A 26,293-nucleotide genomic window follows, 5' to 3' on the forward strand; every position below is an offset into this window, starting at 1 on the left:
GTAGCTCCGAGGACAACAGCCGCACTGCCGGGGCCACGTCGCTGATCACAGGTAATTCGGATGCAAGATTAGCGCGTCAACCCCGATGACCTCGCCATCCGGGTAGCCGAGTCCTGCCGAGTGATATGTCTGATACCAGAAACGCACCGTCACCCCCCGCTCCCGACGCGGCCTCGCGCATTCGCGACTCGCAAGCGCTTGTAAGGTTCAGCAATGCGCAAGCTCATCATCGGGCTGCTGATTCTCGCGGGACTGGCAGTAGTCATTGATTTCAGCGTCGCGGCCTATTCGGAATATCGGGTCTCGCGCGCGCTACGCCAGGGCGCCGATCTCCCCGCCGATCCGGCGGTGGCCATCCGGGGGGTTTCCTTCCTCACCCAGGCTATCGACGGCCGCTACGACGACGTCTGGATCAGGGCGAGCGGCAATCTCCCGCACACGCCGGGGGAATACGAGTTCGAGGCGAATCTGACCGGCGTGCGGATACCCCTGCACGACCTGGTCGACGGCAGCCTGCGCAACGTGCCCGCGGAGCAGGTCGCGAGTTCGCTGCGGATCGGCCCGACCGAGCTCGGCAGGCTGTTCACCATCCCCGACCTGCAGGTGCGTGGCCCGCAGCAGGACAAGTCCGACGGCACCGGTGGATCGGGCGGGTCCGGGATGACCTCGACCGGCGACGAGCCGCTGTGCCTGCTCGGCAGCCTGCCGGAATTGCCGACCACCACATACGGCAGCAACAAAGTCTTCGTCCAGGCCGAGCTGTCGCTCGACGGCGACCAGGTGAAGGTGGTCGCGACGGGCTTCTGCGCGCAGGCGGGCAATGAGAAGACGATCCCGGAGGAGGCCATCCCGGAGGCCATTCGCCCCGCGGTGCTCGCGCGATTCACCCGTACTATCGACATCAAGGAATTGCCGTTCGGTGTCCATCCCACCAAGGTGCGCGCGGACGGCGGGTGGATCGTAGCTGAGGGCAAGGGTGTAAACGTGACGATCGACCTCGACCGATTGCAGCAACCATGATCGAAATCACAATCCTGGCAGTGATGTTGCTCGCCGCGTTCGCGGTCGGCATGGTGCTGCGCGGCCGCAACGGCAAGGTCCGGGTGGCCGACGTCATCGAAACCCGGTCGGCGCGGGCAGATCTGCTCGCGTCCGTCGGGGCGACCGGATCCGGCCCGGCCGTGCTGCACTTCTCCGCCGACTGGTGCGGCCCCTGTGCCGCGGTGCGCCGCGTCGTCGCCGATGTCACCGGCCAGTTGGCCGAGTCACCGCAGCCGCCGCTGGACATCGAGGTCGACATCGACGCGGAGCCGGTGCTCGCCAAGGAACTGAACGTGCTCTCGTTGCCGACCACGTTCGTCTTCGATAGTGAAGGCCGCGAACGCTTTCGGATCTCCGGCGTGCCGAAGGTGACCGATCTGCGCTCCGCGCTCGAGCCGCTGACCATCGCCGCTTAGCGGCCTTGACACGTTCCCCGGGAAGCTGTGATCAACCCGGGGTCCTTTTCTCCCGCTCGATTAGGTAAACTGCATTCGTGCTTTACAACCACGAGCTGATGCTCACCCGACGCCGCACAGTGGATCTGTGCCGCCTCGGTGGTTGTTGCTGCCTGTGCCGCTGAGCGGTCGGCTTTCTCAGATTTCCTGACGCCGACCTGTGTCCGCCGTGCGAGTGATCTCGTTGATCCCCCGGCGAACTGGCAATTTTCCAGCCATCAGTCGCATCCAGCGCAGGAGTACGCACAATGTCCACTGAAATCCGCAAAACTTCGCCGAATCAGCCAATTGCCAACGGGCAGGCAGAGTCTGACGCGCCGCTCCCGGGTCCCGCCGTGGGGACGCAAGCTACCGCCTCCGGGCCCGCCGCTCGCGTCGATGTTCGCGGACCCCGCTTCGCCGCGTGGGTCACCACCGCCGTGCTCGTCCTGGTGCTGATCGCCGCCATCTTCTCCCCCATCGCCGCCGCGGTGCTCATCGCCATCCAAGCCGTCGTCTTCGCGATCGGCGCCGCCTACGGTCCGCGCAAGCATCCGTACGGCCGCGTCTACGCGAAGTTCGTCGCGCCGCGGCTGGCCCCGACCACCGAGACCGAGCCCGTGCCGCCGCTGAAGTTCGCGCAGCTGCTGGGCCTGGTCTTCGCCGCGGTCAGCCTGCTGGGCTTCGCGCTCGGCTCCACAGTTGTCGGCGCGGTCTTCGCCGGCTTTGCCCTGTTCGCCGCGTTCTTGAACGCGGCGTTCGGGATTTGCCTGGGTTGCCAGATCTATCCCCTGGTCACCCGTTTTCGCCGGACCAACCCGTCCCCGGCACCGAACTGATCCGCAAGTCATCTCTGAAAGGAACAACATGGCTCGCTCCGATGTCCTGGTCTCCGTGGACTGGGCCGAAGAGAACCTCAACGCCCCCGGCATCGTCTTCGTCGAGGTCGACGAGGACACCTCCGCCTACGACGGTGGCCACATCGAGGGCGCCGTCCGGCTCGACTGGAAGAAGGACCTGCAGGATCAGGTTCGTCGTGACTTCGTGAACCAGGAGCAGTTCTCCGATCTGCTCTCGGCGCGCGGCATCTCGAACGACGACGAGGTAGTCCTTTACGGCGGCAACAACAACTGGTTCGCCGCGTACGCCTACTGGTACTTCAAGCTGTACGGCCACAACAACGTCAAGCTGCTCGACGGTGGCCGCAAGAAGTGGGAGCTCGACGGCCGTCCGCTGTCCACCGACGGCGTCAGCCGCCCGGCCACCCAGTACAAGGCCGCCGCCCCCGACGTGACCATCCGCGCGTTCCGCGACGAGGTCATCGCCGCCATCGGCACCAAGAACCTGGTCGACGTCCGGTCCCCCGACGAGTTCTCCGGCAAGATCCTGGCTCCCGCGCACCTGCCGCAGGAACAGAGCCAGCGTCCCGGCCACATCCCCACCGCGATCAACGTGCCGTGGAGCAAGGCCGCGAACGAGGACGGCACCTTCAAGTCCGACGCCGATCTCACCGAGATCTACAAGGAAGCGGGCTTGGACGGCGAGAAGGAGACCATCGCCTACTGCCGCATCGGTGAGCGTTCCTCGCACACCTGGTTCGTGCTGCAGGAACTGCTCGGCCACAGCAATGTCAAGAACTACGACGGGAGCTGGACCGAATACGGCTCCCTCGTCGGTGCACCGATCGAGTTGGGAGCGTAAACAACATGTGCGCAGCACCTACCCAGGGTCAGGCCATCCCCGCAGGCGTCGACGTGGAGAAGGAGACGGTCATCACCGGCCGCGTCCTGAGCACCGACGGCCAGCCGGTCGGCGGCGCGTTCGTGCGCCTGCTCGACGGCAACGGTGACTTCACCGCCGAGGTCGTCGCCTCCGGCACCGGCGACTTCCGCTTCTTCGCCGCGCCGGGCGCGTGGACGCTGCGGGCGCTCTCCTCGGCCGGTAACGGCTCGGCGGAGGTTCGTCCGGAAGGCGCGGGCATTCATCCCGTGGATGTCGCGGTCGCCAAGTAAGACAACCGTACGCAGCTAACGGCCCCGGTGCTTCCCCCACTATGACGGGAAGCACCGGGGTCGTCTGCGTATCCGGCACCGGTTGTCGTTAGACTCCGAATGTGGTCCTCTTCTTCGAGATTCTGCTGGTGGCCGTCGCCATCCTCATCGGCTGGTTCGGCATTTACGTCTTCTATCGGCTGTTCACCGAATCATGAGCGATCTCGCGAGCGAAGGTTCAAACCCGGCCGAGCAAGCGAGTGAACAACTGAACGGCAACGGCTCCGCCGATTCGGCTGGTCGCCGGAGCGGCGATCAAGCCGTGTCCGAGGCTGTCGAGCGGGCGAAGTCGACCGGTGCCCGCAACATTCCGGTGTTGCCTGATCTGCCGCTGCCCGAGGACACCGCGAACCTGCGGCTCGGGCCGGATCTGAGTTCCTCCATGCTCGCCCTGCTGCCCATGGTCGGCGTCTGGCGCGGCGAGGGCGAGGGCAACAACCCGGAGCGCGGCGATTACCGGTTCGGTCAGCAGATCATCGTGGCGCACGACGGCGGCGACTATCTGTCCTGGGAGTCCCGCTCCTGGGTGCTCGACACCGAGGGCGGTTACTCGGGCCCGGATCTGCGCGAGAGCGGTTTCTGGCGGGTCGGCATCGACGGCAACGACGAGGTCATCGAGCTGCTGCTCACGCACAGCACCGGCATCGTCGAACTCTTCTACGGCCAGGCCCTCACCCAGTCCTCCTGGGAGCTCGCCACCGACGTGGTCATCCGCAGCCAGTCCGGCATCGTCGTCGGCGGCGCGAAGCGCCTCTACGGCATCGTCGAGGGCGGCGACCTGGCCTACGTCGAGGAGCGTGTGGTAGCCGACGGCCCCTTGGAGCCCCGCCTCTCGGCCCGCCTCGAGCGCTACATCGGCTAGAGGGTCCTCGGCGAGAGCACCGGCTACCCAGCGGGGGGATTCGATATCTCCGCCAAGGCGACTACTGATTTCGCATGCACATGGGTAACTCGTCGGGTACCGGCTACCTCGACGCACCGCATCACCGCCGGTCGCCAACGCAACCGCTGCGGCACCTGAATCTGGCCTGAATACCCCGAGAGGCGGGACAGCCCCCGAGCCTTACCGATGCGCTGGTTAGGCGCATGGGTCCCGTTCGGACTCAAACGGGGGCTCGGGGGCCGGGTGACTGCGTGGAATTCGCTAGCGCTCGCGCGGCGAATAACCTGCAGCGGTGGCGCTAGCGCGCAGCCACCTCACGAGTCCTTTGAACATACATTCGTCGAACCACCTCCTTCCTTGTGTACTAACGAATTTAGCGACGAGTCAGCGGGTCGGCAACGGAATTTCTCCGTGGGCGGAAGTGGGGACTGCGTGGTCCACGAAATCGGTGTTTACCTGCGCTGATGCGTCGACACGGACGATGACGTCGGCGCGCTGTTCCGCCGGAAGTTGATGTGTGACGACCACCACAGTGCGATCGGGTTCGACCAATCCGCTGGCGCTGTCAAGCAAGTCGCACAACAGTTGTGCGCCCGCTTCTGCCTCGAGGTGTTCGGTGGGTTCGTCGAGCAGCAACACCCGGGCCGGCGAGACGAGCGCTCGGGCGAGCAGGATGCGGCGGCGTTGCCCGCCGGAAACGGCGGCGCCGCCGCCGACCAGGTCGGTGTGCACGCCCTTCGGCAACGAGTCCAGCCAGTCGCCGAGACCTACTGTGCGCAGCGCGGTTTCGGCCTCATCCACGGTGACGTCACCACGCGCGACGCGCAAGTTCTCCAGCACCGAGGTCCCGAACAGGTGGGCGTCTTCCGCGAAGAAGGTGACGCCGGTGCGGGGGGTGTCGAACAGACCAGCCCATTTCATCAGCAGCGTGGTCTTTCCGGCTCCGCTCGGGCCGACGACGGCGATCCGGCGGCCCCGGGGTAGCTCCGGAAGTTGTTGCGATAGACGGTCTTCGAGTGGAGTGGCGATTCGGTCGTTGCCGCCGGAACTGCTATCGAGCCGGACCAGTCGATGCAAGGCCGCGCGGGCTGTGGTCAGCGACTGCGCCGCGGCGGGGAGCGGGCCGACCGCCTCGAAAGCCGAAAGCGGCAGCAGGACAAGCACGGTGAGCGCCATCGGTGTCATCGCGCCCGGCGCACCGCCGGACGGACCGTAGAGTGTGATGCCGATCAGCAAGGCCCCCAGCACACTCGCGCCGATCGAGAGCGGAGTTGCCGCCGCCGACCACGCGCTGCGCGCCGCTGCCGCGTCCTCCGCCGCGACCGCCCGCCGAGACGCCTTGGTAGCGGCGCTGAGTGCCGCGTCCAGTCGACCCGCGACCCGCAATTCGGCCGCGTGGTCGAGCACCGTGAGTGCCTGCGCGGTGAACTCGGCACGGTCCGCGCGCACAGCCCGTTCCGCGTCGCGCGCGGCCTTTGCCGACAGCCACGGCGCGAGGAGCCCGGAAAGCGCCAGCGCCCCAGCCAGAATCAGGGCCGCGGCCACTGAGATCGTGGCGAGCAGGCCGATCGCGACCGCGGACAACACCAGAGCGACCGCGACCGGGACGAACACCCGTACTACCACGGCCCCGAGATCGTCTATGTCACTGCCGATTCGGACAAGCAGGTCGCCACGCCGCAGCGGCCCGCCAGCGCTCCGGCTCGCCTGGACGGGACCCGAGGGCCTGCGCAACCACACGTCGGATCCGGCCAGCGTGCGATAGACCGTGGTGCGCGCCGTCGCCATCGCCCGCAGCGCGACATCATGGGTGGCAAGCCGCTCCAGATACCGGGCCAGGCCACGCGAAATCCCCAGTGCCCGCACGGTTACCACCGCAATACTCAGGTCGAGCACCGGCGGCATCTGCCAGGCCCGGGCGATCAACCACGCGGCCAGCGCCGCCAGCCCGAGCCCGCTGCCGAGCGCGAGCACGCCCCACCCAACAGCCACCACGACGCGCCATCTGGACAGCTCGAGCAGCGCCCACATCCGACGCAGATCACTGGGCAGCGCCGAGCCGCGGCCCGTCGCCGCGCTCATCGCCGCACCCCGCCGAGATCGTCCGAGATGGCCGTCAGCTCGTCGGCAACGGCGCGGGACAGCTTGCCCGCGCGGGCCGAAGGTGGCGGCCACGCGGTCGAATCGCCCGCTATCGCGATCATCAGACCGTCACCTCCGCCAGTTCGTCCGCTGCCGAACGCACCAGGACCACGTGGTCGCCCGCGGCGAGAACCGTTGGGCGGTGGCCGATCACGATCACCGTGACCCCTTCTCGGGCGCGTTGCCGCAAAGCCGCGAGCACCGCGGACTCACTATCGGCATCGAGGTGGGCGGTCGGCTCGTCGAGGAGCAGGATCGGGCGATCGGCGGCGAGGACTCTGGTGAGCGCGAGCCGCTGGCGCTGGCCTAGGGACAGGCCCACCCCACCTGGACCGACCACGGTGTCCCACCGATCGGGCAGCTCATCGAGCACCGTGTCGAATCCGGTGGCAACACAGGCGGCTTCGAGATCACCGACGACGCGGGTGGGGCCGTGCGCGGCGGGCGAATCGGCGTTCGCGCCGAACAGTTCGAGGTTTTCCCGCAGCGTGCCCGGCACCAGGACCGGCCGCTGTGGCAACCACGCGACGTGCGCCCACCATGCGTCCTGATCCAGGTCCCGCACATCGACGCCATCGACGGTCACCGACCCGCGGTCCGGCGCGATCAAGCCGAGGATCGCTTGCACCGCCGTCGATTTCCCGCTGCCGTTCGGCCCGGCGAGCACGCTCACCACGCCGGGTCGCAGTACCGCCGACAACCCATCGGGTGCGCAGCCGTTGCGCGCCGCGACGGACAGGTCGCGCAGTTCTACTACTCCGGCACCACGCGACGGCGCCGCGCCATCGCCACTTCGGTCGCGGGAATCCGTTGCCCCCGGCGCGGATTCGAGGACGGCGAAAGCCTTGTCCGCGGCCGCCATGCCGTCCTGTGCGGCATGGAACCGCTCCCCAACCATCCTTAGTGGCAGATACACCTCCGGAGCCAGCACCAGCGCAACCAGACCCGCGTACAGGCTCATCTCGCCGTACACCAGCCGCAGGCCGATGGACACCGCGATCAACGCCACGCTCAGCGTCGCGAGCAGCTCGAGCACCATCGACGACAGGAACGCGATCCGCAGCGCCCGCATGGTCCGCTGCCGCAACGCGTCTCCCAGCTCGCGCACGCGATGCGCCATCGTGCCGGGCAGCGGCGAATCATTCTCGCCCCGTTCCGTCAGCACAGCTTCGCCGCGCTCCCGCCCGAGCGCCCGCAGCGTCGGCATCCCGGCGAACAGATCCAGCAGCTGATCCGACAGCCGAGTGGTAGCGGCAAGGGTCGCCTCGGCCCGCCCCTGGGTCAGCAGCCCGATCAGGATCATGAAGACGGGAATCAGCGGCAACGTGATAACCACGATGAGCCCCGAGATCGGATCGTGGATCGCGATGACCGCCAGCACGATCGGTGGCACCAGGACCGCGAGCAGCAGGGCGGGAACGTAGCCGATCAGATATCCGCGTAACCCGGACAGTCCGGTGCCGACCACAACCGCGAGTTCGGTTCTGCGGCTTTCGAGTTCCCGCGGCGGCAGCCGGGCACCCGCGGTGAGCACCGCGGTTTCGAGCTCGGCCACCACGCCGGCCCCGGCCCGGTGCGCGAGCCGCGATTGCAGCCAGGTGGCGAACACCCGGCAGGCGATGGCCAGCGCGAGCACCAGCAGCTCCGCCGTCCACCCGCCGAGCGTGCGCCGGCCGGGTTCGGTGATCGCCCCGGCCAGCACCCGGGCCAGCATGACCGCCGCGACCACGATCGATCCGGTGATCAGCACCGATAACGCGACACTCAGCGCCAAGTAGCGGCGGGCCGAGCGGGCGTAGCGCCACAGGCGCGGATCGACAGGCGGGCGGGCCATGGCTCAGTCCTGCACGGGTCCAAGCGGCAAGCCGACCGGTGCGGGAATCTGGTCGACCGTGATCCGCTTGCGGAACACCCAGTACGTCCAGCCCTGGTAGACCAGCACGACCGGGGTGACGAGCACCGCCGCCCAGCTCATCACCTTCAGCGTGTACGGGGTGGACGACGCGTTGTGGATGGTCAGGTTGAACGCCGCGTCGATGGTGGAGGGCAACACATTCGGGAACAGCGACCCGAACAGCAGCGTGGTCGCCGCCGCCACCGTGACGGTGGTGCCGAGGAAGGCCAGCCCGTCGCGGTCGGCGAACACCGCGGCCGCGGCGGCGACGAGCCCGATCACCGCGAGCGCCAACGGAATCCACGTCCACCCGGTGCCGTAGGCCAGCTGCGTCCACACCCCGAACCCGCCGACCACCAGGGCGGTCGGCACCAGCAGCAGCTTCGCCGTGCGCTGCGCGTCGTCACGCACCTCGCCGCCGGTCTTCAGTCCGAGGAAGACCGCGCCGTGCAACGCGAACAGCAGCCCGGTGGTGAGCCCGCCGAGCAGGGCGTACGGGCCGAGCAGGTCCCAGACCGAGCCGGCGAACTGTTTCTTCTCGTTCAGCGGCACCCCGCGCACGATGTTGGCGAAGACCCAGCCCCACGCGAGTGCCGGTATCCAGGAACCGATGCCGATGCCGAGGTCGCAGCGGGCCCGCCAGCGCGGGTCGTTGATCTTGCCCCGGTATTCGATGGCGCAGATGCGCAGGATCAGCGCGACGAGCAGCAACAGCAGCGCCAGATAGAAGCCGGAGAACATGCTGGCGTACCACTCCGGGAAGGCCGCGAACATGGCGCCGCCCGCGGTGATCACCCAGACCTCGTTGCCGTCCCACACCGGACCGATCGTGTTGAGCACCACCCGCCTTCGCGTATCGGACCCTCGACCGAGAATCGGCATCAGCATGCCGACCCCGAAGTCGAAGCCCTCCAGCACGAAGTACCCGGTGAACAGCACCCCGATCAGCACGAACCAGAACTCTTGCAGACTCATCGCCGGCTCCCTAGTACGCGAACGAAAGTTGTTCGACGGCAGGTTCTTCGGTGCGATGCCGACCCGAGCCGCCGGTGTCGTCCGGCCCGTCGGCGACCACCGGCGCCGGGTCGGGTCCGTGGATCACGTAGCGGCGCATCAGGTAGAACCACACCACCGCCAGCGAGCCGTACAGCACCGTGAAGACGATCAGCGAGAACAGCACCACGCCGGCCGAATGGTTCGAGACGCCTTGCTGCACCATCAGCCGCAGGTTCAGATCGCCCGTCGGATTGGGCGCGACAACCCATGGCTGGCGGCCCATTTCGGTGAACACCCAGCCCGCGCTGTTGGCCAGGAACGGCGTCGGAATCATCAGCAGGCTGAGCCAGGAGAACCAGCGCTGGTTCGGCACCCGGCCGCGCCTGGTCAGCCACAACCCCGCCAGCGCAAGCAGCGCCGAGCCCGCGGCCAGGCCGATCATCGCCCGGAACGACCAGTAGGTGACGAACAGATTCGGCCGGTAGTCGCCGACGCCGTACTTCTCGTTGTATTCCTGCTGCAGGTCGACCACGCCGGGCAGGGTGACGCCGCTGAACTCACCCTTGGCCAGGTACGGGAGCACCACGGGCACCTCGAGCACGTGCGTGACGCTGTCGCAGTTGTTGTGCGTGCCGACCGTCAGAATGGAGAAGTCGGGATCGGTTTCGGTGTGGCACAACGATTCCGCCGAGGCCATCTTCATCGGCTGCTGCTCGAACATCAGCTTGCCCTGGGTGTCGCCGGTGTAGAACAACCCGGCCAGCGAGATCAGCATCACCCAGATGCCGACCAGCGCCGCGGGCCGCCACATGGTGCGCGCCTCGGACAACTGCGCGGCATCGCCGCTGCGCGCCTTGCGCACCATCCACCAGCCGGCGATCCCCGCAACGAAAGTGCCTGCCGTGACGAAGGATCCGGCGACAACGTGCGGAAAGGCCGCCAGCAGTGTGTTGTTCGTGAGCACCGCGACGATGCTGTCGAGCTCGGCCCGGCCCGTCTCCGGATTGAACCGAGCCCCGACCGGATGCTGCATGAACGAGTTCGCCGCGACAATGAAGTACGCCGACGCGTTCACACCGATCGCCACCATCCAAATGGCGGCCAGGTGCGCGAGTTTCGGCAATCGAGACCAGCCGAAGATCCACAGCCCGAGGAAGGTCGACTCCATGAAGAAGGCGACCAGACCCTCCAGCGCGAGCGGCGCGCCGAACACGTCACCGACGAACCGCGAGTACTCGCTCCAGTTCATTCCGAACTGGAACTCCTGCACGATGCCGGTGGCCACGCCGAGCGCGAAGTTGATCAGGAAGAGCTTGCCGAAGAACTTGGTCAGTCGAAGCCAGTGATCCTTACCGGTGATCACCCAGGCCGTCTGCATGGCGGCGACCAAAGGCGCGAGGCCGATAGTCAGCGGCACCAGGAGAAAGTGGTAGACGGTCGTGATGCCGAACTGCCATCGCGAGATGTCCAGGGCATTCATGACTGCGTCTCGCTACGCTCGCTCATCGACCACGACCTCCTCGTCGTCTACGACATGACGTAGTAATACTACGTCGGAGGCCGTCCAAGACAATGAGTCCTGCGCCACGACACACCGGGACTTTCGGCCGTCAGCTGCGATTTTCCGAGCTCGCCGCACCGCGGGAGCACGCGAGTAGGACGCACGTCACCTCACCCGACAGCGCCGGTGCGGGCAGTCACCGGTCGCTTCAGGGTGCTCACCAATCGCCGATAGCGCCCGCTCGTTCGATGCCGCGATCGACCAGATCGATGATTTCCTGCGCGTTGTCCGGCGCCGACATGCGCAGCCCGTCCAGCGAATTCACCCGCGCGGCCAGCGAAACGCTCGACATCATCCACACGCTGTCACAGGTGAGCAGGTCGGCGGTGAACAGCGACTTGTAGACGCACTCCCACCCGGCCTTCTCCGCCTCGACGAACAGCGCGCGCTGGGTGACACCGGGCAGCACACCGTTCTTCGCGGGCGGCGTGATCAGCTGCTTGTCCCGTGCGATCACCACCGATGAGCGCGGCCCTTCCAGCACCCGGTTCTCGGTGCTGGTGAAGATCACATCGTCGGCGCCCATGCGCGCCGCGAACCGCAGCGCCGCCATATTGGACGCATAGGACAGCGTCTTCGCGCCGAGCAACTGCCACGGCGCGGCCTGCGCCAGGTCGATCGAGATACCGCGGGACAGCGCCACCACCGAGACGCCGTCGGTGCGTGCCTTCTGCACCCGGTCCGGCACCGGCAGCACGAGCACATACGCGGTGGGTACCGGAACGGCGGCGGCGAGATCGCCGCTCGTCACCTTCTCGGCCACGCCGGATAGCTCGCTCTCGCGGCCGCGGGTGAGCACCAGCCGCATTACGCCTTCGCGGTCGGTTCCCCATTCCTTCGCGGCCCGCTCGACGGCCTCCCGCCAGCGCCCGATTTCGGGCTCGGGGAGATCTAGCGCCTGGGCGGAGCGACGCAGCCTGCCTAGATGAAATTCGATCGCGCACGCGTTGCCCGCGCGCACCAGCACCGTTTCGAAAATACCGTCGCCACGCAATACGCCGATATCGTCCGCATACAACAACGGCGCGTCCGCGTCCCGGACCGCGCCGTCGAGTGAGACAAGAACCCGATCTACCATGCGTCGAGACTAGGCGGTTCGGCAATGTCTCGCCTAGGTCACGGCTGACTTCGCGGCATCTTTTACAACCTGCCGCTTCAGGTTCACTCAGCCGACTCGCCCGCGACGTCAGGAACGTCTCTCCGCAACCCCGGTTCGGGCGCCCCACTGCGACCCCGCCTACAGTGGAAACGTGTCCGTGGTCGTTGCGCCCAGCCCCATCCTCGCTGTTTCGGGAGCCGTCGCGGGAGCGCCGGGCTCTCCCGATGCCGCCGTCGCGTGGCACTACGGCGATCCGCTCGGTGAACAGCGGGCCGCGGTAACACGCGCGGCAGTCATCGATCGCTCGCATCGTTTCGTCCTGCGGATCACCGGCGCCGAGCGGTTGACCTGGCTGCACACCATCTCCAGCCAGCACATCGCCGCCCTGAGCGACGGACAGTCGGCGGAGAACCTCGACCTCGATCTCAACGGCCGGGTACTGAACCACTTCGTGCTCACCGATCTGGACTGCACGGTCTGGATCGACACCGAGGGCGACCGCGGTCCGGCACTGCTGGACTTCCTGAAGAAGATGGTCTTCTGGGCCGACGCCAAGCCGACCGAGTCCGATCACGCGGTGCTGAGCCTGCTCGGACCGCAGGCCGCCGAGGTCATCGCGGCCATCGGCGTCTCGTCCCTGCCCGGCACCTACGAGGCGGTCGCACTGCCCGGCGGCGGTTTCCTGCGCCGGATGCCGTGGCCGACCACCGACTCCTTCGATCTGCTCATCCCCCGCGCGCAACTCGCCGACTGGTGGACCCGCCTGACCGAGGCCGGTGCCGAACCGGCGGGCATGTGGACGTTCGAGGCACTGCGGGTCGCCGCCGTGCGCCCGCGGATCGGGCTCGACACCGACGACCGCACCATCCCGCACGAGGCCCGCTGGATCGGCGGGGTCGCCGAATACGGCGCCGTGCATCTGGACAAGGGCTGCTACCGCGGCCAGGAGACCGTGGCGCGGGTGCACAACCTCGGCAAGCCGCCGCGGCAGCTGGTGCTACTGCACCTGGACGGCTCAGCCGACGAGCGCCCCTCGACCGGCGACGACATCACCGCGGGCGGCCGCGCGATCGGCCGCCTCGGCACGGTCATCGACCATTACGAACTCGGCCCGATCGCGCTCGCGCTGATCAAACGCACCGTACCGGTGGACACCGCGCTGACCGCGGGCTCGGCCGCCGCCGCCATCGATCCGGATTCGGTGCCCGCCGATGACGCACCCCAGGCGGGCAGGCTCGCCGTCGATCGGCTCCGCGGCCGCTGACCCGCGCCCATGAGCCGCGAAACCCGAAGGGGCACCGGCCCCGCGTTCCGCGCTGAGCGACGCCCCGACTTCCTGGCCATCGCCGCCCGACCACGTGACGAGAGGAGTGACCCCGATGCGAACCGGTGATTCCGGCCAGGTCCTGGCCGTCTGTGTGGTGCACGCCGAGCTCGACGTACCGGGGCGGGTCGGCAAATCCGCGATCGACAAACGCCCGGTGCCGGGCCGGGTATCGGTGCGCGCGCTCGGTCTCGACGGCGATCACGTGTGCGACACGAAGCACCACGGCGGCGTGCACCAGGCCGTCTATGCCTTTGCCGACGAAGACGCCCGGCGGTGGGGCAGCGAACTCGATCGGGAGCTGCCCGCGGGCTGGTTCGGCGAGAACCTGCGCATCGAAGGCCTCGCGGTCAGCGACGTGGTGCTCGGTACCCGCTGGGCCGTCGGCGACACGCTGCTCGAGGTGAGCGCGCCGCGGGTGCCGTGCGCCACCTTCGGGCACTGGAGCGGAGAAGCCCAGTGGGTCAAGCGATTCACCAGGCAGGGCGACACCGGCGCCTACTTGCGGGTGCTCACCGAGGGCACGATCGGCGCGGGCGACACGGTGTCGGTGGTGCACGTCCCCGACCACGGCATCACCGTGCGCGACCTGTTCACCGGCGCCGACCCCGAACTGCTCGCGATCCTGCTCGCCGCCGAGCCGGCCCTCTCCGATGACGTGCGCACCCAGATCGAACGCCATGCCCGCAGGCACGCGAACGCCGGCCGCGCCGAGGCGCGCCGGGCCGGCGAATCAGCAAGTCAGGCCACCCGACGTGGCGCCGAACTCGACATGGGAGCGCAACTGTGAGTGTGGAATTGGTCGAAGTGGTCCGCTCCGGCTTCCGCGAGTGCGTGCACCGCGGCTCGGCCGTGATCCTCGATCCGGCGGGCGAGCCGGCCCTCGCCCTCGGCGAGGTGCATCTGCCGATCTTCCCCCGCTCGACCAACAAGCCGATGCAGGCGATCACCCTGCTGCGCCACGGGTTCGAGCCGGTCGACGACGCCGAACTGGCCATCGCGACCGCCTCGCACTACGGCGAACCCGACCATGTCGCCCTGGTGCGCAGGCTGCTCGACCGCTTCGGCTTCGACGAGAAGTCCCTCGAATGTCCGCCGGATCTGCCGGTCGACGACAAGGCGCGCGCGGCCGTGCTCTCGGGTTCGCACGAACCTCGCCGCATCTACATGAACTGCTCGGGCAAGCACGCCGCGATGCTGGCGACCTGCGCGATCAACGGCTGGCCGACCGAGGGCTATCTGGACGAGGCGCATCCGCTGCAGCAGGCGGTCATCGCCACCGTCGCCGACCTCACCGGCGAACCGGAGACCGACCTCGGCATCGACGGCTGTGGCCTGCCGATCATTCCGGTGTCGCTGGTGAACCTGGCCCGGGTGTTCGCGACCATGGCGACCGCCGATTCCGACGCGCCGGAGCGTCGCGTCGCCGACGCCATCCGCGCCCATCCGCGAGTGATTTCGGGCACCAACGCACCCGATCTGCTGACCATGCAGGCCACCCCCGGCCTGGTCTGCAAGATCGGCGCGGACGGTGTACACGCGGGTGCGCTGCCCGACGGAACGGCCTTCGCCTACAAGATCGAGGATGGCAGCGACCGTGCCCGAATACCCCTGACGCTGGCAATTTTGCGCCGGATCGGCGTCGACTGGACCGACGCGCACACCGCGCTCGCGGCCCCCGCGGTGCTCGGCGGCGGTGCCCGCGTCGGCGTGATCCGAGCGATCCCCGGGGTGCTCTGACCGGACCGACCGAGGGCGACAACCGGGCAAACGGAACCACTTCGGAGGCTCTTCAGGCACTCCTGGAAGCGGGACGGCCGGACACACGCTAAAGTGTCTGTCAGGAAGAGTATTAATTCGAACGGGGCCGCCAACCAAACCCCAGGCCGCCCCGCAGTGACGCGAGGGGGTCAGCCATGGGCCGTGGCCGGGCTAAGGCAAAGCAGACCAAAGTCGCACGCGAGCTGAAGTACAGCAGCCCGCCGAGCGATTTCGCGAGCCTTCAGCGCGAGCTTTCGGGTAGCCCCCACTCTCAACTGAGTGGTGTGCTGTCCGATGAGCACGACGCGGACAAGTCCTCAAAACAATTTGAAGAGGACGACTACGACGACTGGCGCCGCTGACTCGGAGCAACGTTCGAAAGGGGAGGTCAGCGTGCCTCCTCTTTCTCGCGTTGCCGCGCGTTGACGGGTAACGCCGAAAAGGCTTAGAACACACCAGCGTCCCGCATCTGAGCGATGCGGGACGCTGGTTTGTGTCTGTGTGCAGTGTCTGATTTGCAGCGCCTGCGGCGCTGCGTGTTTGCGGCCCCTGGGTGTCTCGTGTCCGAGCGGCCGAGACTCGCGCCTACGGCGCATGCGCTTCGGCCGCTCGGACACGAGACGGGCCGCAAACGGCCCTCGCAAAACTCGGGCGTTGTGGTTGGGTTGTGGTTGGCTCAGAACCGCGGGTGTTCGCCGACCAATACGGCGCGCAGGGCGTCGGAATCCTTGGCCTTCTTGACGGTGCCCAGGGTCCAGCACTCGATGTGCCGCGCGGTCAGCACGGCCAGCGCCCGGTCCACGTCCTCGGGGGCGACGATGGCGACCATGCCGACGCCCATGTTGAACGTCTTCTCCATCTCGACCCGCTCGACCCGGCCGCGCTGGGCGATCATCTTGAACACCGGCGCGGGGTTCCAGGTGCCGCGATCCAGCTCGGCCACCATGCCCGCGGCAGCACCCGGCCCAGGTTGGCGGCCAGTCCGCCGCCGGTGACGTGCGCGAAGGTGCGCACATCGGTCTCGGCGATCAGCGCGAGGCAGTCCTTGGCGTAAATCCTGGTCGGCTCGAGCAGTTCCTCGCCGAGCGTGCGGCCGAACTCCTCGACGTGCCCGGTGAGCGACATCCGGTCGATGTCGAGCAGCACCTTGCGAGCCAGGCTGTAGCCGTTGGAGTGCAGGCCAGAGGAGCCCATCGCGATGACCACGTCACCGGGGCGCACCCGGTCCGGGCCGAGTACCGCGTCGGCCTCGACCACGCCGACGCCGGTCGCGGACAGGTCGTAGTCGTCCGGGTCCATCAGGCCGGGATGTTCGGCCGTCTCGCCGCCGAGCAACGCGCAGCCTGCCCGCACACAGCCCTCGGCGATACCGGAGACCAGTTCGGCGACCTTCTCCGGCACCACCTTGCCGATGGCGATGTAGTCCTGCAGGAACAGCGGCTCGGCGCCGCACACGACGAGATCGTCGACGACCATCGCGACCAGGTCGAGGCCGACGGTGTCGTGCTTGTCCATCGCCTGGGCGACCGCGATCTTGGTGCCGACCCCGTCGGTGGACGCGGCGAGTAGTGGTTCGCGATAGCCGCCCTTCAGCGCGAACAGCCCGGCGAACCCGCCGAGGCCGCCCTGAACCTCGGGTCGGCTTGCCTTCTTCGCCAATGGCCCGAACAACTCGACTGCGCGGTCACCTGCCTCGATATCCACGCCTGCCGCTGCGTACGAGGCACCACCAGTTGGGGTCTGTTCAGTCATTTTCGGGGAGAGCTCCAAACCGAATCGGCGGATAGATGCCTGCTCACGCTACCGGAACCCGATAACGACAGTGCAGCTGTCCCGCCGCTAATCCGCCTCTGGCGGGTATTTTGCCGGTCGACAGCGTCGCGGGACTTGACGACCGGAGCGGCGGTAGGTGGCTCGTCGGGTGCTGCGCGTACCCGACGAGCTACCCATGTCCTTACGAAATCACTTGTCGCGTCATCCGATCGGCGTCGCGAACAACGCGGCGGTCTCGGCCCGCCGTCGGCGCTGCTCCACCGGGTCGGGCACCGGCACCGCGGCCACCAGACGCTGCGTGTACTCCTCGGTCGGCGCGCGCAGGATGCGATCTCGATCGCCCTGCTCGACGACCGCGCCGTTGCGCAGCACCACGATCCGGTCGGCCAGCTGGTCGACCACCGCGAGATCGTGGCTGATGAACAGGCAGGCCCAACCACATTCGCGCTGCAGTTGCCCGAACAGCTCCAGCACCGCAGCCTGCACGGAGACGTCGAGCGCGCTGGTCGGCTCGTCGGCGACCAGCAGATCCGGGTCGAGCACCAAGGCCCTGGCCAGGCTCGCGCGCTGGCGCTGACCACCGGACAGCTCGTGCGGATACCGGCGCTCGGTGCCCGCGGGCAGTTGCACATCATCGAGCAGTTTGCGCACCCGCGCCTTGATCTCCGCCGCGCTGCCCATCTTGTGCACGAGCAGTGGCTCCGCCACGCACTCGCCGACGGTGAGCCGCGGATTCAGCGAGCTGGCCGGGTCCTGGAACACGAACCCGAAGCGCCGCCGGATCGGGCGCATCTTGCGTCCCGACATGCCCGCGATGTCCTGCCCGCGGATCTTCACCACGCCCGAGGTGGGGCGTTGCAACGCGGCGACGCAGCGGCCGATGGTCGACTTGCCCGAGCCGGATTCGCCGACCAGGCCCAGGGTTTCGCCGGGCCCGATGCAGAGATTCACGTCGTCGACCGCGCGGAACGCCGGCCGCCCGAGCGAGCCGGGAAACTCCACGACTAGATCGCACACCTCGAGCACCGGCTCGGCGGTCGAGGCCACCTCGTCGGCCGGACCGTGCGCGAGCTGCTCGGTGCCGAGGTGCGGCACCGCCGCGAGCAGCGCCCTGGTGTAGTCCGCCTTCGGGCTGGCGAACAGTTGGTCCACCGGAGCCTGCTCGACCACCTCGCCGTTGCGCATCACCACGACGCGGTCGGCCAGGTCGGCCACCACGCCCATGTTGTGCGTGATCAACACGATGGCGCTGCCGATCCGGTCGCGCAGATCGCGCAGCAGCTCCAGGATTTCCGCCTGCACCGTCACGTCGAGTGCCGTGGTCGGTTCGTCGGCGATGATCACCTTCGGCTCGCAGGCGATGGCGATGGCGATCACCACGCGCTGCTTCTGCCCGCCGGAGAGCTGATGCGGGTAGTAGTTCACCCGATGCTCCGGGTCGGGCAGGCCGACCATGCGCAGCAGTTCGACCGCGCGCGCCTTGGCGTCCTTCTTGCTCATCTGCGAGTGCGCGCGCAGCGCCTCGCCGATCTGGAAGCCGACGGTGAACAGCGGGTCGAGCGCGAGGCCAGGCTCCTGGAAGATCATCGAGATGGCGCCGCCGCGCAGCGCGGTGAGCTGTCGCTCGTTCATCGAGGTGATGGCCTCGGTGCCGAGGGTGACCAGACCGCGCACCCGCGCGGTCAGCGGCAACAAGCCCATCGCGGTGCGCGAACTCACCGATTTGCCCGAGCCGGACTCGCCGACGATGGCGAGCACCTCGCCGGGGAACACCTCGTAGGAGACGTCGGTGACCGCGTAGACGGGTCCGGCGTCGGTGGCGAAGGTGACCGACAACGATTCGATGGACAGCGCGGGCTTGCTGCGGTCGGTGACCACTGTTTCCTTACTCATGGCGTCTCCTTCCCTGCCGTGCGGTCCTTGACCAGATCGACGTCGCCCGCAACGGCTTTCGCCGCACCGGACTCGACTTCGACTGTGTCGCTGGCACTGTCGACCTCGTTCGGGTCGGCGACCTCGACGCCGGCGACGGTGATCGTGTCGCCCGGCGCCGCGGCGACCGCGCGCCGGGTACGCAGCACCGGGTTGAGCACCTCGTTGAGGCTCTCACCCACCAGCGTCATGCCGAGCACCACGAGCACGATGGCGAAACCGGGGAAGATACCGGTCCACCAAATGCCGTTGGAGACATCGGACAACGCCTTGTTCAGGTCATAGCCCCACTCCGCGGCCTGGGTCGGCTCGATGCCGAACCCGAGGAAGCCGAGCCCGGCGAGGGTGAGGATGGCCTCGGACCCGTTGAGGGTCACGATCACCGGCAGCGACTGGGTGACGTTGGCGAAGATGTGCCGGAACAGGATTCGCGCGGTGGACGCGCCGGTGACCCGGGCGGCATCCACATACGGCTCGTTCTTCACCGAGACCGTCGCGTTGCGCACCACCCGAAAGTATTGCGGCACAAAGACCGCCGTGATGGCCACCGCCGCGGACAGCACGCCGCCGAGACTGGTCGACCGGCCACCCGCGACCACGATGGACACCACGATCGCCAGCAGCAGCGTCGGGAAGGCATACATCGCGTCCATGAACAGCACAAGCACCCGGTCGAACCAGCGGCCGAGGTAACCCGACAGCAGGCCGAGCGGCACGCCGACGAACAGCGAGAGCACCAGCGAGATCACGATGACGAACAGCGCGGTGCGGGCACCCCAGATCACCCGGGAGAACACGTCCTCGCCACGCACCGAGGTACCGAACCAGTGGTCCGCGGACGGCGCCTGCTGGCGCACGAAATCGGCACCGTCGGCGGCGCTTTGCGCGAAACCGTAGGGCGCGATCAGCGGCGCGAAGATCGCCCCGAGCACGAACAGCGCGACCAGGCTCAGACCGAAGATCAGCGTCGCGCGCTGCAATCCCGCGGTCATCGAGAACAGCCGGAGGCCGGGTATGCCGCGCCGGCCCGACGGCGGCACCACCGGCGTGGTCACCGGGTCGTTCAACAATTCCGGTGCGGTCATCAGAACCTCACCCTCGGGTCGATCAGTGCCACCAGGGCATCCACCAGGAAGCTCATCAACGCGACGAAGATCGCGATGAACGCGACGATGCCCTGCACCGCGACGAAGTCACGCGCCGAAAGGTACTGCGCGAGCTGATAGCCGAGGCCCTTCCATTCGAAGGTGGTCTCGGTCAGCACCGCGCCGCCGAGCATCATGGCGATCTGCATGCCCATCACGGTGACGATCGGAATCATCGCGTTGCGGAACGCGTGTCGTCCGGTGACCACCCGTTGCGACAGACCGCGCGCCCGCGCGGCGTCCACGTAATCCGAACGCAGCGTCTGGATCAGGTTGATCCGCACCAACCGCAGGAAGATGCCCGCGGTGAGCAGCCCGAGCGCGATCGCGGGCAGCACAGCGTGTTTCAGCACATCGATGATGTAACCGGTGTCGCCGTAGAGGAATCCGTCGATCAACATGACGTTGGTCTTCGGCGAGACATGCTGCAGCTGCAGTTCGACGTTGGTGCTCGCGCGTCCCGCCACCGGCAGCCAGCCCAGCTTCACCGCGAAGACCAGCTTGAGCAGCAGACCGACGAAGAACACCGGCGCCGCGTAGGCCAGGATGGCGAACAACCGAAGGCCGGTGTCGGACAGCGAATCACGGTGTGTCGCCGCGTATCTGCCCAACGGGATGCCGACCGCGAAGGCCACGATGAGCGCCCAGAACATCAGCTCCGCCGACGCGGCACCGTAGGTGGTGATCACGTCGCTGATCTGCCGATTGTCCTGCGACTTACCGAAATCACCGCGCAGCAGGCCGGAGATGTAGTCCCAGTACTGCGACAGGATCGGCCGGTTCAGCCCGGCCGCCTCTTTGCGAATATCGATCTGCGCCTGGGTCATTCGCCCGCCCATGGCCGCACTGATCGGATCGCCTGCCACCCGCATCAGGAAGAACACGACGGTGGCCAGAATCCACGCGGTCACCGGGATCAACAGCAGTCGCACGCCCAGGTAGCGCAGCAGTGCCAGCTGGCGAGAATCGCTGCCGCCCTTCCGTAATCGTGGCGCGCCGAAGCGCCGGGCCCGGGCCGGCGCTGGCTTCGTTTCTGGAGCAGCTATCGTCCCGGGCCCGGCTTCGCCGGAAGTCACTTGCTCAGCACCGTGTAACGGAACTTGAAGGACGCGTCGAGGGTCTGTTCAACGCCCTGCACGTTCTTGCCGGAGACGGCGATCTGCTTGCCTGCCAACAACGGAAGCAACGGCACATGGTTCTGCGCCAGGTCCGTCTGCACGCCCTTGAGGATCGCGAGCCGCTTGTCCTTGTCGGTCGTCGTGGTCTCCGCGAGCAGCTGTGCCGTGATGCTCGGGTTCTCGAAGTGCGACTGCAGGAAGTTGTTCGGCGCGAAGAACGGGGTCAGGTAGTTGTCCGGGTCCGGAAAGTCCGGGAACCAGCCCAGTTGGTAGAGCGGGTAGGCGTCCCGAGCGCGCTCGCGCTGGTAGCTCACCCACTCGGTGGACTGCAGGTTCACCCGGAACAGGCCGCTGGCCTCCAGCTGCGACTTGATCGCCGCGTATTCCTCGGAGCTGCTCGAACCGTAGTGGTCCGGGTTGTACTGCAGGTTCAGCTCGACCGGCGTCGCGACGCCCGCGTCGGTGAGGAACTTCGCCGCCTTGTCCTTGCTCGGGCTCGCGCCGTAGATGTCCTTGTAGGGCTCGGCCGCGCTCAGCACACCTTGCGGCACTGACGAATACGCGGGCGTGTAGGTGCCTTTGTAGACGCCCTGGGCCAGCGCGGCGCGATCGACGGTCGACGCGACAGCCTTACGCACGGCCAGCTTCTGCTCCGGCGTGCCGCCCGGCATCGTGTTCAGGTTGAACACGATGTAGCGCAGTTCGCCACCGGGGCCTTCGTGCACGGCGACCTTGCTGTCACCACGCAGCGAGTCGATGTCGGTCGGCGTGAAGGACCGGTAGCCGACGTCGAGCGAGCCGTTCTGCAGCTCGAGCTTCATGTTGTCGGTGGTCGCGTAGTACTTGGTGGACACGTTCTTGGTCTTCGGGGTGCCGAGGGCGCCGTTGTAATCCGCGTACGCCGTGTACTCGACCAGCTTGTTCTTGTCGTAGCTCGCGATGGTGTACGGGCCGGAGTAGCCCTTGTTCTTCACCACGTCCTCGTCGGCCATCACCTTGTCCGGCGCGTAGACCTTCTCGTCGACGATCGGACCGGCCTGGGTCGGCAGGATTGCGGGGAAGGTCTGGTCGTTGGCGACCTTCAGGGTGAAGTTGACGGTGCGGTCGTCCGGCGCGTCGGTCTTCTCGAGGTTGCCGAGCAGCGAGGCGGGACCGTTCGGGTCGTTGATCTTGAGCATCCGGTCGAACGAGAACTTCACGCTCTTGGCCGTCAACGGATTGCCATTGGCGAACTTCAGGCCCGCCTTCATGGTGCAGCTGTACACCGTGGGGGAGGTGAAATCGCACTTCTCCGCGGCGTCCGGCTTCGGCGTCGTGTCGCCGGGTGCGGTGTTCAGCACGTACTGGTAGAACTGCGTTTCCGCGACCAGGGAGCCGTTGTCATAGGCAGCTGCCGGGTCGAGCGAGAAGATTTTGTCTGTGGTGCCGGCTATCAAGCCACCACCGCCACCAGCATCACCGGTCCGGCCGGAACCGCAGCCGGCCAAGGCAGACGCAACCAGCGTCGCCAGGCCGACGGCCGCGATGGTTCGCGTCCGGGTCCGGCCCCCAGGTGTTCTAGAAACCAACATCAGGGCCCCACTTCTCGAGCGCCGCACCGCGTTGTCCTGGATCGCAGGACAGGTGTGGTCACAATGAACTTCCGATCTGACGGGCACCGTACCCACGAACCATTTCCGGCACGTTGCGTTTTCACAGAAAAAATTGTCGAGGTGTGAGCGTGCGTTGCATATAACGCACCGCAGGGGCCAGATCACCGGACGAATGTCCAGGAACGCACCGTATCGGCGATTCTGGTGTCTCGAGGACGCCATGGCGCTCCAGTGGACAAATCAAGTCATCCGCCCGCGACGCGCGCAGTCGACCCGCCGTGCGCACGCCATGTTTTGGACACGACAGAGCGCGCTGAACGGCGCTCATCAAGGAGGGTGAATCCGCTCGAAATCGAGACAGCGATGTGCTCGAAAACGAGACGGCTATGTGCTGGGAGTCGCGGCAGTTATGTGTCGGGATTACCGTCACTCGACGGGCGGACGGGCCGCCCGGTGGATCACGGACGGCTCAGCGCGCTCGCATTCGCGTTCTCGCCCAACAGCAATGCCTCCGGCTGCCCGGTGAGCATGCCTTCGAGCAGGTTCTTGCCGATGGCCGCCTCGGAGGGCAGCTCGATCGGGTAGGTGCCGTCGAAGCAGGCGCAGCACAGCCGCGAACGCGGCTGCTCGGTGGCGGCGATCATGCCCTCGGTGGAGATGTAGCCGAGAGTGTCCGCGCCGATCGATCGGCGCACGCCGTCCACCATCTCGTCGAAGCTGCCCTCGGCACCTGAGCCGTTGGCGATCAGCTCGGCGGGCGAGGCGAAGTCGATGCCGTAAAAACACGGCCACTTGACCGGAGGCGAGGCGATCCGGACGTGGATCTCCAGCGCACCTGCCTCGCGCAGCATGCGGATGAGGGCGCGCTGGGTGTTGCCGCGCACGATCGAGTCGTCCACCACGATGAGCCGCTTGCCGCGGATGACCTCGCGCAGCGGGTTGAGCTTGAGCCGGATGCCGAGCTGGCGAATGGTCTGGCTCGGCTGGATGAAGGTGCGCCCGACGTAGGCGTTCTTCATCAGGCCTTGGCCGTAGGGCACGCCCGATCCTTGCGCGTAGCCGACGGCGGCCGGGGTGCCGGATTCGGGCACCGGGATCACCAGATCCGCGTCGACCGGATGCTCCTTGGCCAGCAGGCGGCCGATCTCCACCCGGGTGGCGTGCACCGAGCGGCCGGAGATGGTGCTGTCCGGCCTGGCCAGGTAGACGAATTCGAAGACGCAGCCCTTGGGCTCGGGGTTGGCGAAGCGCATCGAGCGCACGCCGTCGGCGTCGATCGCCAGCAGTTCGCCGGGCTCGATCTCCCGGACGAACGCGGCGCCGACGATGTCCAGCGCCGCGGTTTCGCTGGCAACAACCCAGCCACGGTCCAGCCTGCCGAGGCACAGGGGGCGAACGCCGTGCGGGTCACGCGCGGCGTAGAGCGTGTGCTCGTCCATGAAGGTCAGGCAGAACGCGCCCTTCAGCGTCGGAAGCAGCTCCATCGCCGCCTGCTCGATGCTGGAATCCGCGGAGGCGTGCGCCAGCAGGGCGGTCATCACGTCGGAGTCGGAGGTCGCGGCGATCGGCTGCGGGCGGCCGTTGGCCACCGTCGCGCCGATGAGCCCGAGTTCCCTTGCCCGGCCTGCCAATTCGGCGGTATTGACCAGATTACCGTTATGGCCCAAGGCAAGTCCGGAACCCACCGAGGTGGTCCGGAAGATCGGCTGAGCATTTTCCCAGGTCACTCCGCCGGTGGTGGAGTAGCGGCAGTGCCCGATCGCGATGTGGCCCGGCATGGCGGCCAGCGTCTGCTCATCGAATACCTGGCTGACCAAGCCGAGATCTTTGAAGACCAAGATCTGCGAACCGTCGGATACCGCGATGCCCGCCGCCTCCTGCCCGCGGTGTTGCAGCGCGTACAAGCCGTAGTACGTGAGCTTCGCCACGTCCTCGCTCGGCGCCCAGACTCCGAACACGCCACACTCTTCGCGTGGCTCGTTCTCGACCTGATCGGGGGTGGCGGAAATAGCGTCAACCGGCAGTTCGGCCTTGGTCACCGTTTGCTCCCTGTTCGGGCGGGCTGGGGGCACGGTCCAGTCTACGGGTGAATGTTCGATCACGATCACCCCCACCGCATACGAGCAGCAATCGGCGTGGCGCACGAGCGGGGAAATTCGGGGTCGGCAGCTGTTACGGTGCGAGCCGTGACGACTACCGACAGCGCGAATTCAGGCAGCGGGGCGGGATCGACCACCGGGGCAACTCCGCCGCCGCGCAGGCCATGGGCCCGCATGGTGCTGTTTCCGATCGCGGTACTCACCCTGCTGACCGCGCTGCTCGGCATCATGTATCTGGATTACGTCGTCGATCCGGAGAAGAATCTGCACGATTTCCCCATCGCGCTGGTGAACCAGGATGTGGGCGATGTCATCAAAACGGCGGATCGCCAGCAGCAGGTGAATTTCGGTAAGCAGATCACCGACGCGCTCGAAAAAGGTGTGCCGTCGGACAAGGTCGACCTGCGCGTGATCAGCATCAGCGAGGCCGAGCGGCAGCTACAGTCCGGCGAGGTCTACGGCTCGATCGTCATCCCGGGCGACTTCAGTAAGCGCCTCGGCATTCTCGGCGTCGGCAGCGTGATTCCGGGTGAGATGGAACGCCCGATCATCACCGTGCAGACCAATCCGCGCACCGGCGCGTTCGGCACCCAGATCGTGCTCCGGGTCGGCAACCAGGCGCTGACCGAGGTGAACAAGCAGGTCGGCAAGCAGCTCACCGACCAGGTGACCGAGCAGCTGAAACCGCAACCCGGCGCGCCGCCCGCGCCCGAGTTGTCCGGCGCGGCCCGCGTGGCTCTCGCCGATCCGGTGAAAGTTGTTGTCCAGCAGTATCATCCGCTGCCCGACGGCACCGGGCAAGGGCTCAGTGCGTTCTTCTACGCACTGCTGTTGCTGCTCGCCGGGGTGGTCGGCGCCATGGTCATCCACACCATGATCGATGCGCAGCTCGGCTTCATCCCCACCGAATACGGGCCGTGGTTCGTGCACTACCCGCCGACACCGATCTCCCGCTTCCGCACCTTGCTGATCAAGTGGGGTGTGCTGGTGGTGACCGCGAACATCGTCTCGGCGGTGTTCCTCATCGTCGGCAAGATCCTGGACATGCCGATCGATCATCCGCTGGCCCTGTTCCTCTACAGCGCGCTCGCCATCATCGCCGTCGGCGTCACCGGTCTGTCCACGCTCGCCGCCATCGGCTCCGCGGGCCTGCTGGTGAACCTGATCCTGTTCATCATTCTCGGCCTGCCCTCCTCCGGCGGCACCGTCCCGATCGAGGCGACCCCGCAGTACTTCGGCTGGCTGGCCTCCTTCGAACCGATGCACCAGGTCTTCCTCGGCATCCGCGCCATCCTCTACTTCGACGCCAGCTTCGAGGCAGGCCTGGCTCGTGGTGTCTGGATGGCCGTGATCGGCCTTGCCATCGGCCTGACCTTCGGCGCCGTCATCACCCGCTTCTACGACCACAAGGGCCTGCACCGCAGCAGCAGGGTCCCGGCCTAACCGTC

21 protein-coding genes and 2 pseudogenes are annotated in these 26,293 nt (G+C 67.3%); 11 read left to right on the top strand and 12 right to left on the bottom strand.

Features of this window, described 5'->3' with window-relative positions:
• Positions 1–213 precede the first annotated feature (213 nt).
• The 6 genes from ACIBCN_RS31280 (at position 214) to ACIBCN_RS31305 (ending at position 4,388) form a co-directional block, all read left to right on the top strand.
• Positions 214–1,020 (top strand): DUF2993 domain-containing protein, encoded by an 807-nt coding sequence (locus ACIBCN_RS31280; RefSeq protein ID WP_396995298.1) that lies wholly within the window; start codon positions 214–216, stop codon positions 1,018–1,020.
• Positions 1,017–1,457, top strand: a complete 441-nt coding sequence (locus ACIBCN_RS31285; RefSeq protein WP_396995299.1) for a thioredoxin family protein — start codon at positions 1,017–1,019, stop codon at positions 1,455–1,457. The genes ACIBCN_RS31280 and ACIBCN_RS31285 overlap by 4 nt, the downstream gene beginning before the upstream one ends.
• A 287-nt stretch (positions 1,458–1,744) precedes the next feature.
• Complete coding sequence (locus ACIBCN_RS31290) at positions 1,745–2,314, top strand: DUF4395 domain-containing protein (protein ID WP_396995300.1); 570 nt, start codon at positions 1,745–1,747, stop codon at positions 2,312–2,314.
• Positions 2,315–2,342: 28 nt separating this feature from the next.
• Complete coding sequence (locus ACIBCN_RS31295) at positions 2,343–3,176, top strand: sulfurtransferase (protein WP_396995301.1); 834 nt, start codon at positions 2,343–2,345, stop codon at positions 3,174–3,176.
• A 5-nt stretch (positions 3,177–3,181) separates the two neighbouring features.
• Positions 3,182–3,487, top strand: a complete 306-nt coding sequence (locus ACIBCN_RS31300; protein ID WP_040730884.1) for a DUF1416 domain-containing protein — start codon at positions 3,182–3,184, stop codon at positions 3,485–3,487.
• 193 nt (positions 3,488–3,680) lie between these two features.
• A complete protein-coding gene (locus ACIBCN_RS31305; RefSeq protein ID WP_396995302.1) occupies positions 3,681–4,388 on the top strand; it encodes an FABP family protein in 708 nt (235 codons plus the stop codon).
• A 405-nt stretch (positions 4,389–4,793) separates the two neighbouring features.
• Here ACIBCN_RS31305 and ACIBCN_RS31310 read toward each other — a convergent pair whose 3' ends face one another.
• The 6 genes from ACIBCN_RS31310 to ACIBCN_RS31335 form a co-directional block, all read right to left on the bottom strand.
• Positions 4,794–6,491 carry an ATP-binding cassette domain-containing protein gene (locus ACIBCN_RS31310; RefSeq protein WP_396995303.1) on the bottom strand — a complete coding sequence of 566 codons (1,698 nt, stop codon included), beginning with the start codon at positions 6,489–6,491 and terminating at the stop codon, positions 4,794–4,796.
• Positions 6,488–6,613 (bottom strand): hypothetical protein, encoded by a 126-nt coding sequence (locus ACIBCN_RS31315; RefSeq protein WP_396995304.1) that lies wholly within the window; start codon positions 6,611–6,613, stop codon positions 6,488–6,490. Before ACIBCN_RS31315 ends, ACIBCN_RS31310 begins: the two co-directional genes overlap by 4 nt.
• The gene (cydD, locus tag ACIBCN_RS31320; RefSeq protein WP_396995305.1) at positions 6,613–8,385 is read right to left on the bottom strand and encodes a thiol reductant ABC exporter subunit CydD; all 1,773 of its coding nucleotides are present in this window, start codon (positions 8,383–8,385) and stop codon (positions 6,613–6,615) included. The genes ACIBCN_RS31315 and cydD overlap by 1 nt, the downstream gene beginning before the upstream one ends.
• A 3-nt stretch (positions 8,386–8,388) precedes the next feature.
• Complete coding sequence (gene cydB, locus ACIBCN_RS31325; protein ID WP_396995306.1) at positions 8,389–9,420, bottom strand: cytochrome d ubiquinol oxidase subunit II; 1,032 nt, start codon at positions 9,418–9,420, stop codon at positions 8,389–8,391.
• Between the two features lie 10 nt (positions 9,421–9,430).
• Positions 9,431–10,921, bottom strand: coding sequence for a cytochrome ubiquinol oxidase subunit I (locus ACIBCN_RS31330; RefSeq protein ID WP_396995307.1), 1,491 nt, complete (start codon positions 10,919–10,921; stop codon positions 9,431–9,433).
• Between the two features lie 238 nt (positions 10,922–11,159).
• A complete protein-coding gene (locus ACIBCN_RS31335) occupies positions 11,160–12,080 on the bottom strand; it encodes an aminodeoxychorismate lyase (RefSeq protein WP_396995308.1) in 921 nt (306 codons plus the stop codon).
• Positions 12,081–12,252: 172 nt separating this feature from the next.
• Here ACIBCN_RS31335 and ACIBCN_RS31340 point away from each other — a divergent pair, with 172 nt between their 5' ends.
• The 4 genes from ACIBCN_RS31340 to ACIBCN_RS31355 all read left to right on the top strand — a co-directional run bounded on the left by ACIBCN_RS31340 (position 12,253) and on the right by ACIBCN_RS31355 (position 15,548).
• Positions 12,253–13,365 (top strand): YgfZ/GcvT domain-containing protein, encoded by a 1,113-nt coding sequence (locus tag ACIBCN_RS31340; protein WP_396995309.1) that lies wholly within the window; start codon positions 12,253–12,255, stop codon positions 13,363–13,365.
• A gap of 115 nt (positions 13,366–13,480) precedes the next feature.
• A complete protein-coding gene (locus ACIBCN_RS31345; RefSeq protein WP_396995310.1) occupies positions 13,481–14,215 on the top strand; it encodes an MOSC domain-containing protein in 735 nt (244 codons plus the stop codon).
• Positions 14,212–15,165: an asparaginase gene (locus ACIBCN_RS31350; protein WP_396995311.1), complete on the top strand. Its 954-nt coding sequence runs from the start codon at positions 14,212–14,214 to the stop codon at positions 15,163–15,165. The genes ACIBCN_RS31345 and ACIBCN_RS31350 overlap by 4 nt, the downstream gene beginning before the upstream one ends.
• A gap of 176 nt (positions 15,166–15,341) precedes the next feature.
• Positions 15,342–15,548, top strand: coding sequence for a DUF3073 domain-containing protein (locus ACIBCN_RS31355; RefSeq protein WP_396995312.1), 207 nt, complete (start codon positions 15,342–15,344; stop codon positions 15,546–15,548).
• 314 nt (positions 15,549–15,862) lie between these two features.
• Here the strand turns inward: ACIBCN_RS31355 and purM are convergent.
• The 6 genes and pseudogenes from purM to purF all read right to left on the bottom strand — a co-directional run bounded on the left by purM (position 15,863) and on the right by purF (position 24,785).
• A pseudogene (purM, locus tag ACIBCN_RS31360) lies at positions 15,863–16,938 on the bottom strand (phosphoribosylformylglycinamidine cyclo-ligase).
• Between the two features lie 222 nt (positions 16,939–17,160).
• Positions 17,161–18,852 carry an ABC transporter ATP-binding protein gene (locus tag ACIBCN_RS31365; RefSeq protein WP_396995313.1) on the bottom strand — a complete coding sequence of 564 codons (1,692 nt, stop codon included), beginning with the start codon at positions 18,850–18,852 and terminating at the stop codon, positions 17,161–17,163.
• 170 nt (positions 18,853–19,022) lie between these two features.
• Positions 19,023–19,946: pseudogene (locus tag ACIBCN_RS31370) on the bottom strand (ABC transporter permease); the annotation flags it as partial.
• Between the two features lie 29 nt (positions 19,947–19,975).
• Positions 19,976–20,986: an ABC transporter permease gene (locus ACIBCN_RS31375; RefSeq protein WP_396995528.1), complete on the bottom strand. Its 1,011-nt coding sequence runs from the start codon at positions 20,984–20,986 to the stop codon at positions 19,976–19,978.
• A gap of 122 nt (positions 20,987–21,108) precedes the next feature.
• A complete protein-coding gene (locus ACIBCN_RS31380; RefSeq protein ID WP_396995314.1) occupies positions 21,109–22,725 on the bottom strand; it encodes an ABC transporter substrate-binding protein in 1,617 nt (538 codons plus the stop codon).
• Between the two features lie 479 nt (positions 22,726–23,204).
• A complete protein-coding gene (gene purF, locus ACIBCN_RS31385; RefSeq protein ID WP_396995315.1) occupies positions 23,205–24,785 on the bottom strand; it encodes an amidophosphoribosyltransferase in 1,581 nt (526 codons plus the stop codon).
• A gap of 234 nt (positions 24,786–25,019) precedes the next feature.
• Here purF and ACIBCN_RS31390 point away from each other — a divergent pair, with 234 nt between their 5' ends.
• Positions 25,020–26,288 (top strand): YhgE/Pip domain-containing protein, encoded by a 1,269-nt coding sequence (locus tag ACIBCN_RS31390; protein WP_396995529.1) that lies wholly within the window; start codon positions 25,020–25,022, stop codon positions 26,286–26,288.
• The last annotated feature ends 5 nt before the right edge of the window (positions 26,289–26,293 follow it).

This window comes from Nocardia sp. NPDC051052 (genome assembly GCF_044456045.1).
In the GTDB taxonomy this organism is placed as follows: domain Bacteria; phylum Actinomycetota; class Actinomycetes; order Mycobacteriales; family Mycobacteriaceae; genus Nocardia.

Excerpts from the sequence above, each read along its gene's own strand:
- ACIBCN_RS31355 (WP_396995312.1), top strand. The coding sequence starts at position 15,342 with ATGGGCCGTGGCCGGGCTAAGGCAAAGCAGACCAAAGTCGCACGCGAG.
- ACIBCN_RS31335 (WP_396995308.1), bottom strand. The coding sequence starts at position 12,080 with ATGGTAGATCGGGTTCTTGTCTCACTCGACGGCGCGGTCCGGGACGCG.
- ACIBCN_RS31330 (WP_396995307.1), bottom strand. The coding sequence starts at position 10,921 with ATGAATGCCCTGGACATCTCGCGATGGCAGTTCGGCATCACGACCGTC.
- ACIBCN_RS31290 (WP_396995300.1), top strand. The coding sequence starts at position 1,745 with ATGTCCACTGAAATCCGCAAAACTTCGCCGAATCAGCCAATTGCCAAC.
- ACIBCN_RS31285 (WP_396995299.1), top strand. The coding sequence starts at position 1,017 with ATGATCGAAATCACAATCCTGGCAGTGATGTTGCTCGCCGCGTTCGCG.
- ACIBCN_RS31345 (WP_396995310.1), top strand. The coding sequence starts at position 13,481 with ATGCGAACCGGTGATTCCGGCCAGGTCCTGGCCGTCTGTGTGGTGCAC.
- ACIBCN_RS31280 (WP_396995298.1), top strand. The coding sequence starts at position 214 with ATGCGCAAGCTCATCATCGGGCTGCTGATTCTCGCGGGACTGGCAGTA.
- cydB (WP_396995306.1), bottom strand. The coding sequence starts at position 9,420 with ATGAGTCTGCAAGAGTTCTGGTTCGTGCTGATCGGGGTGCTGTTCACC.
- ACIBCN_RS31295 (WP_396995301.1), top strand. The coding sequence starts at position 2,343 with ATGGCTCGCTCCGATGTCCTGGTCTCCGTGGACTGGGCCGAAGAGAAC.
- ACIBCN_RS31310 (WP_396995303.1), bottom strand. The coding sequence starts at position 6,491 with ATGAGCGCGGCGACGGGCCGCGGCTCGGCGCTGCCCAGTGATCTGCGT.
- ACIBCN_RS31380 (WP_396995314.1), bottom strand. The coding sequence starts at position 22,725 with ATGTTGGTTTCTAGAACACCTGGGGGCCGGACCCGGACGCGAACCATC.
- ACIBCN_RS31365 (WP_396995313.1), bottom strand. The coding sequence starts at position 18,852 with ATGAGTAAGGAAACAGTGGTCACCGACCGCAGCAAGCCCGCGCTGTCC.
- ACIBCN_RS31390 (WP_396995529.1), top strand. The coding sequence starts at position 25,020 with ATGGTGCTGTTTCCGATCGCGGTACTCACCCTGCTGACCGCGCTGCTC.
- cydD (WP_396995305.1), bottom strand. The coding sequence starts at position 8,385 with ATGGCCCGCCCGCCTGTCGATCCGCGCCTGTGGCGCTACGCCCGCTCG.
- ACIBCN_RS31300 (WP_040730884.1), top strand. The coding sequence starts at position 3,182 with ATGTGCGCAGCACCTACCCAGGGTCAGGCCATCCCCGCAGGCGTCGAC.
- ACIBCN_RS31305 (WP_396995302.1), top strand. The coding sequence starts at position 3,681 with ATGAGCGATCTCGCGAGCGAAGGTTCAAACCCGGCCGAGCAAGCGAGT.
- ACIBCN_RS31315 (WP_396995304.1), bottom strand. The coding sequence starts at position 6,613 with ATGATCGCGATAGCGGGCGATTCGACCGCGTGGCCGCCACCTTCGGCC.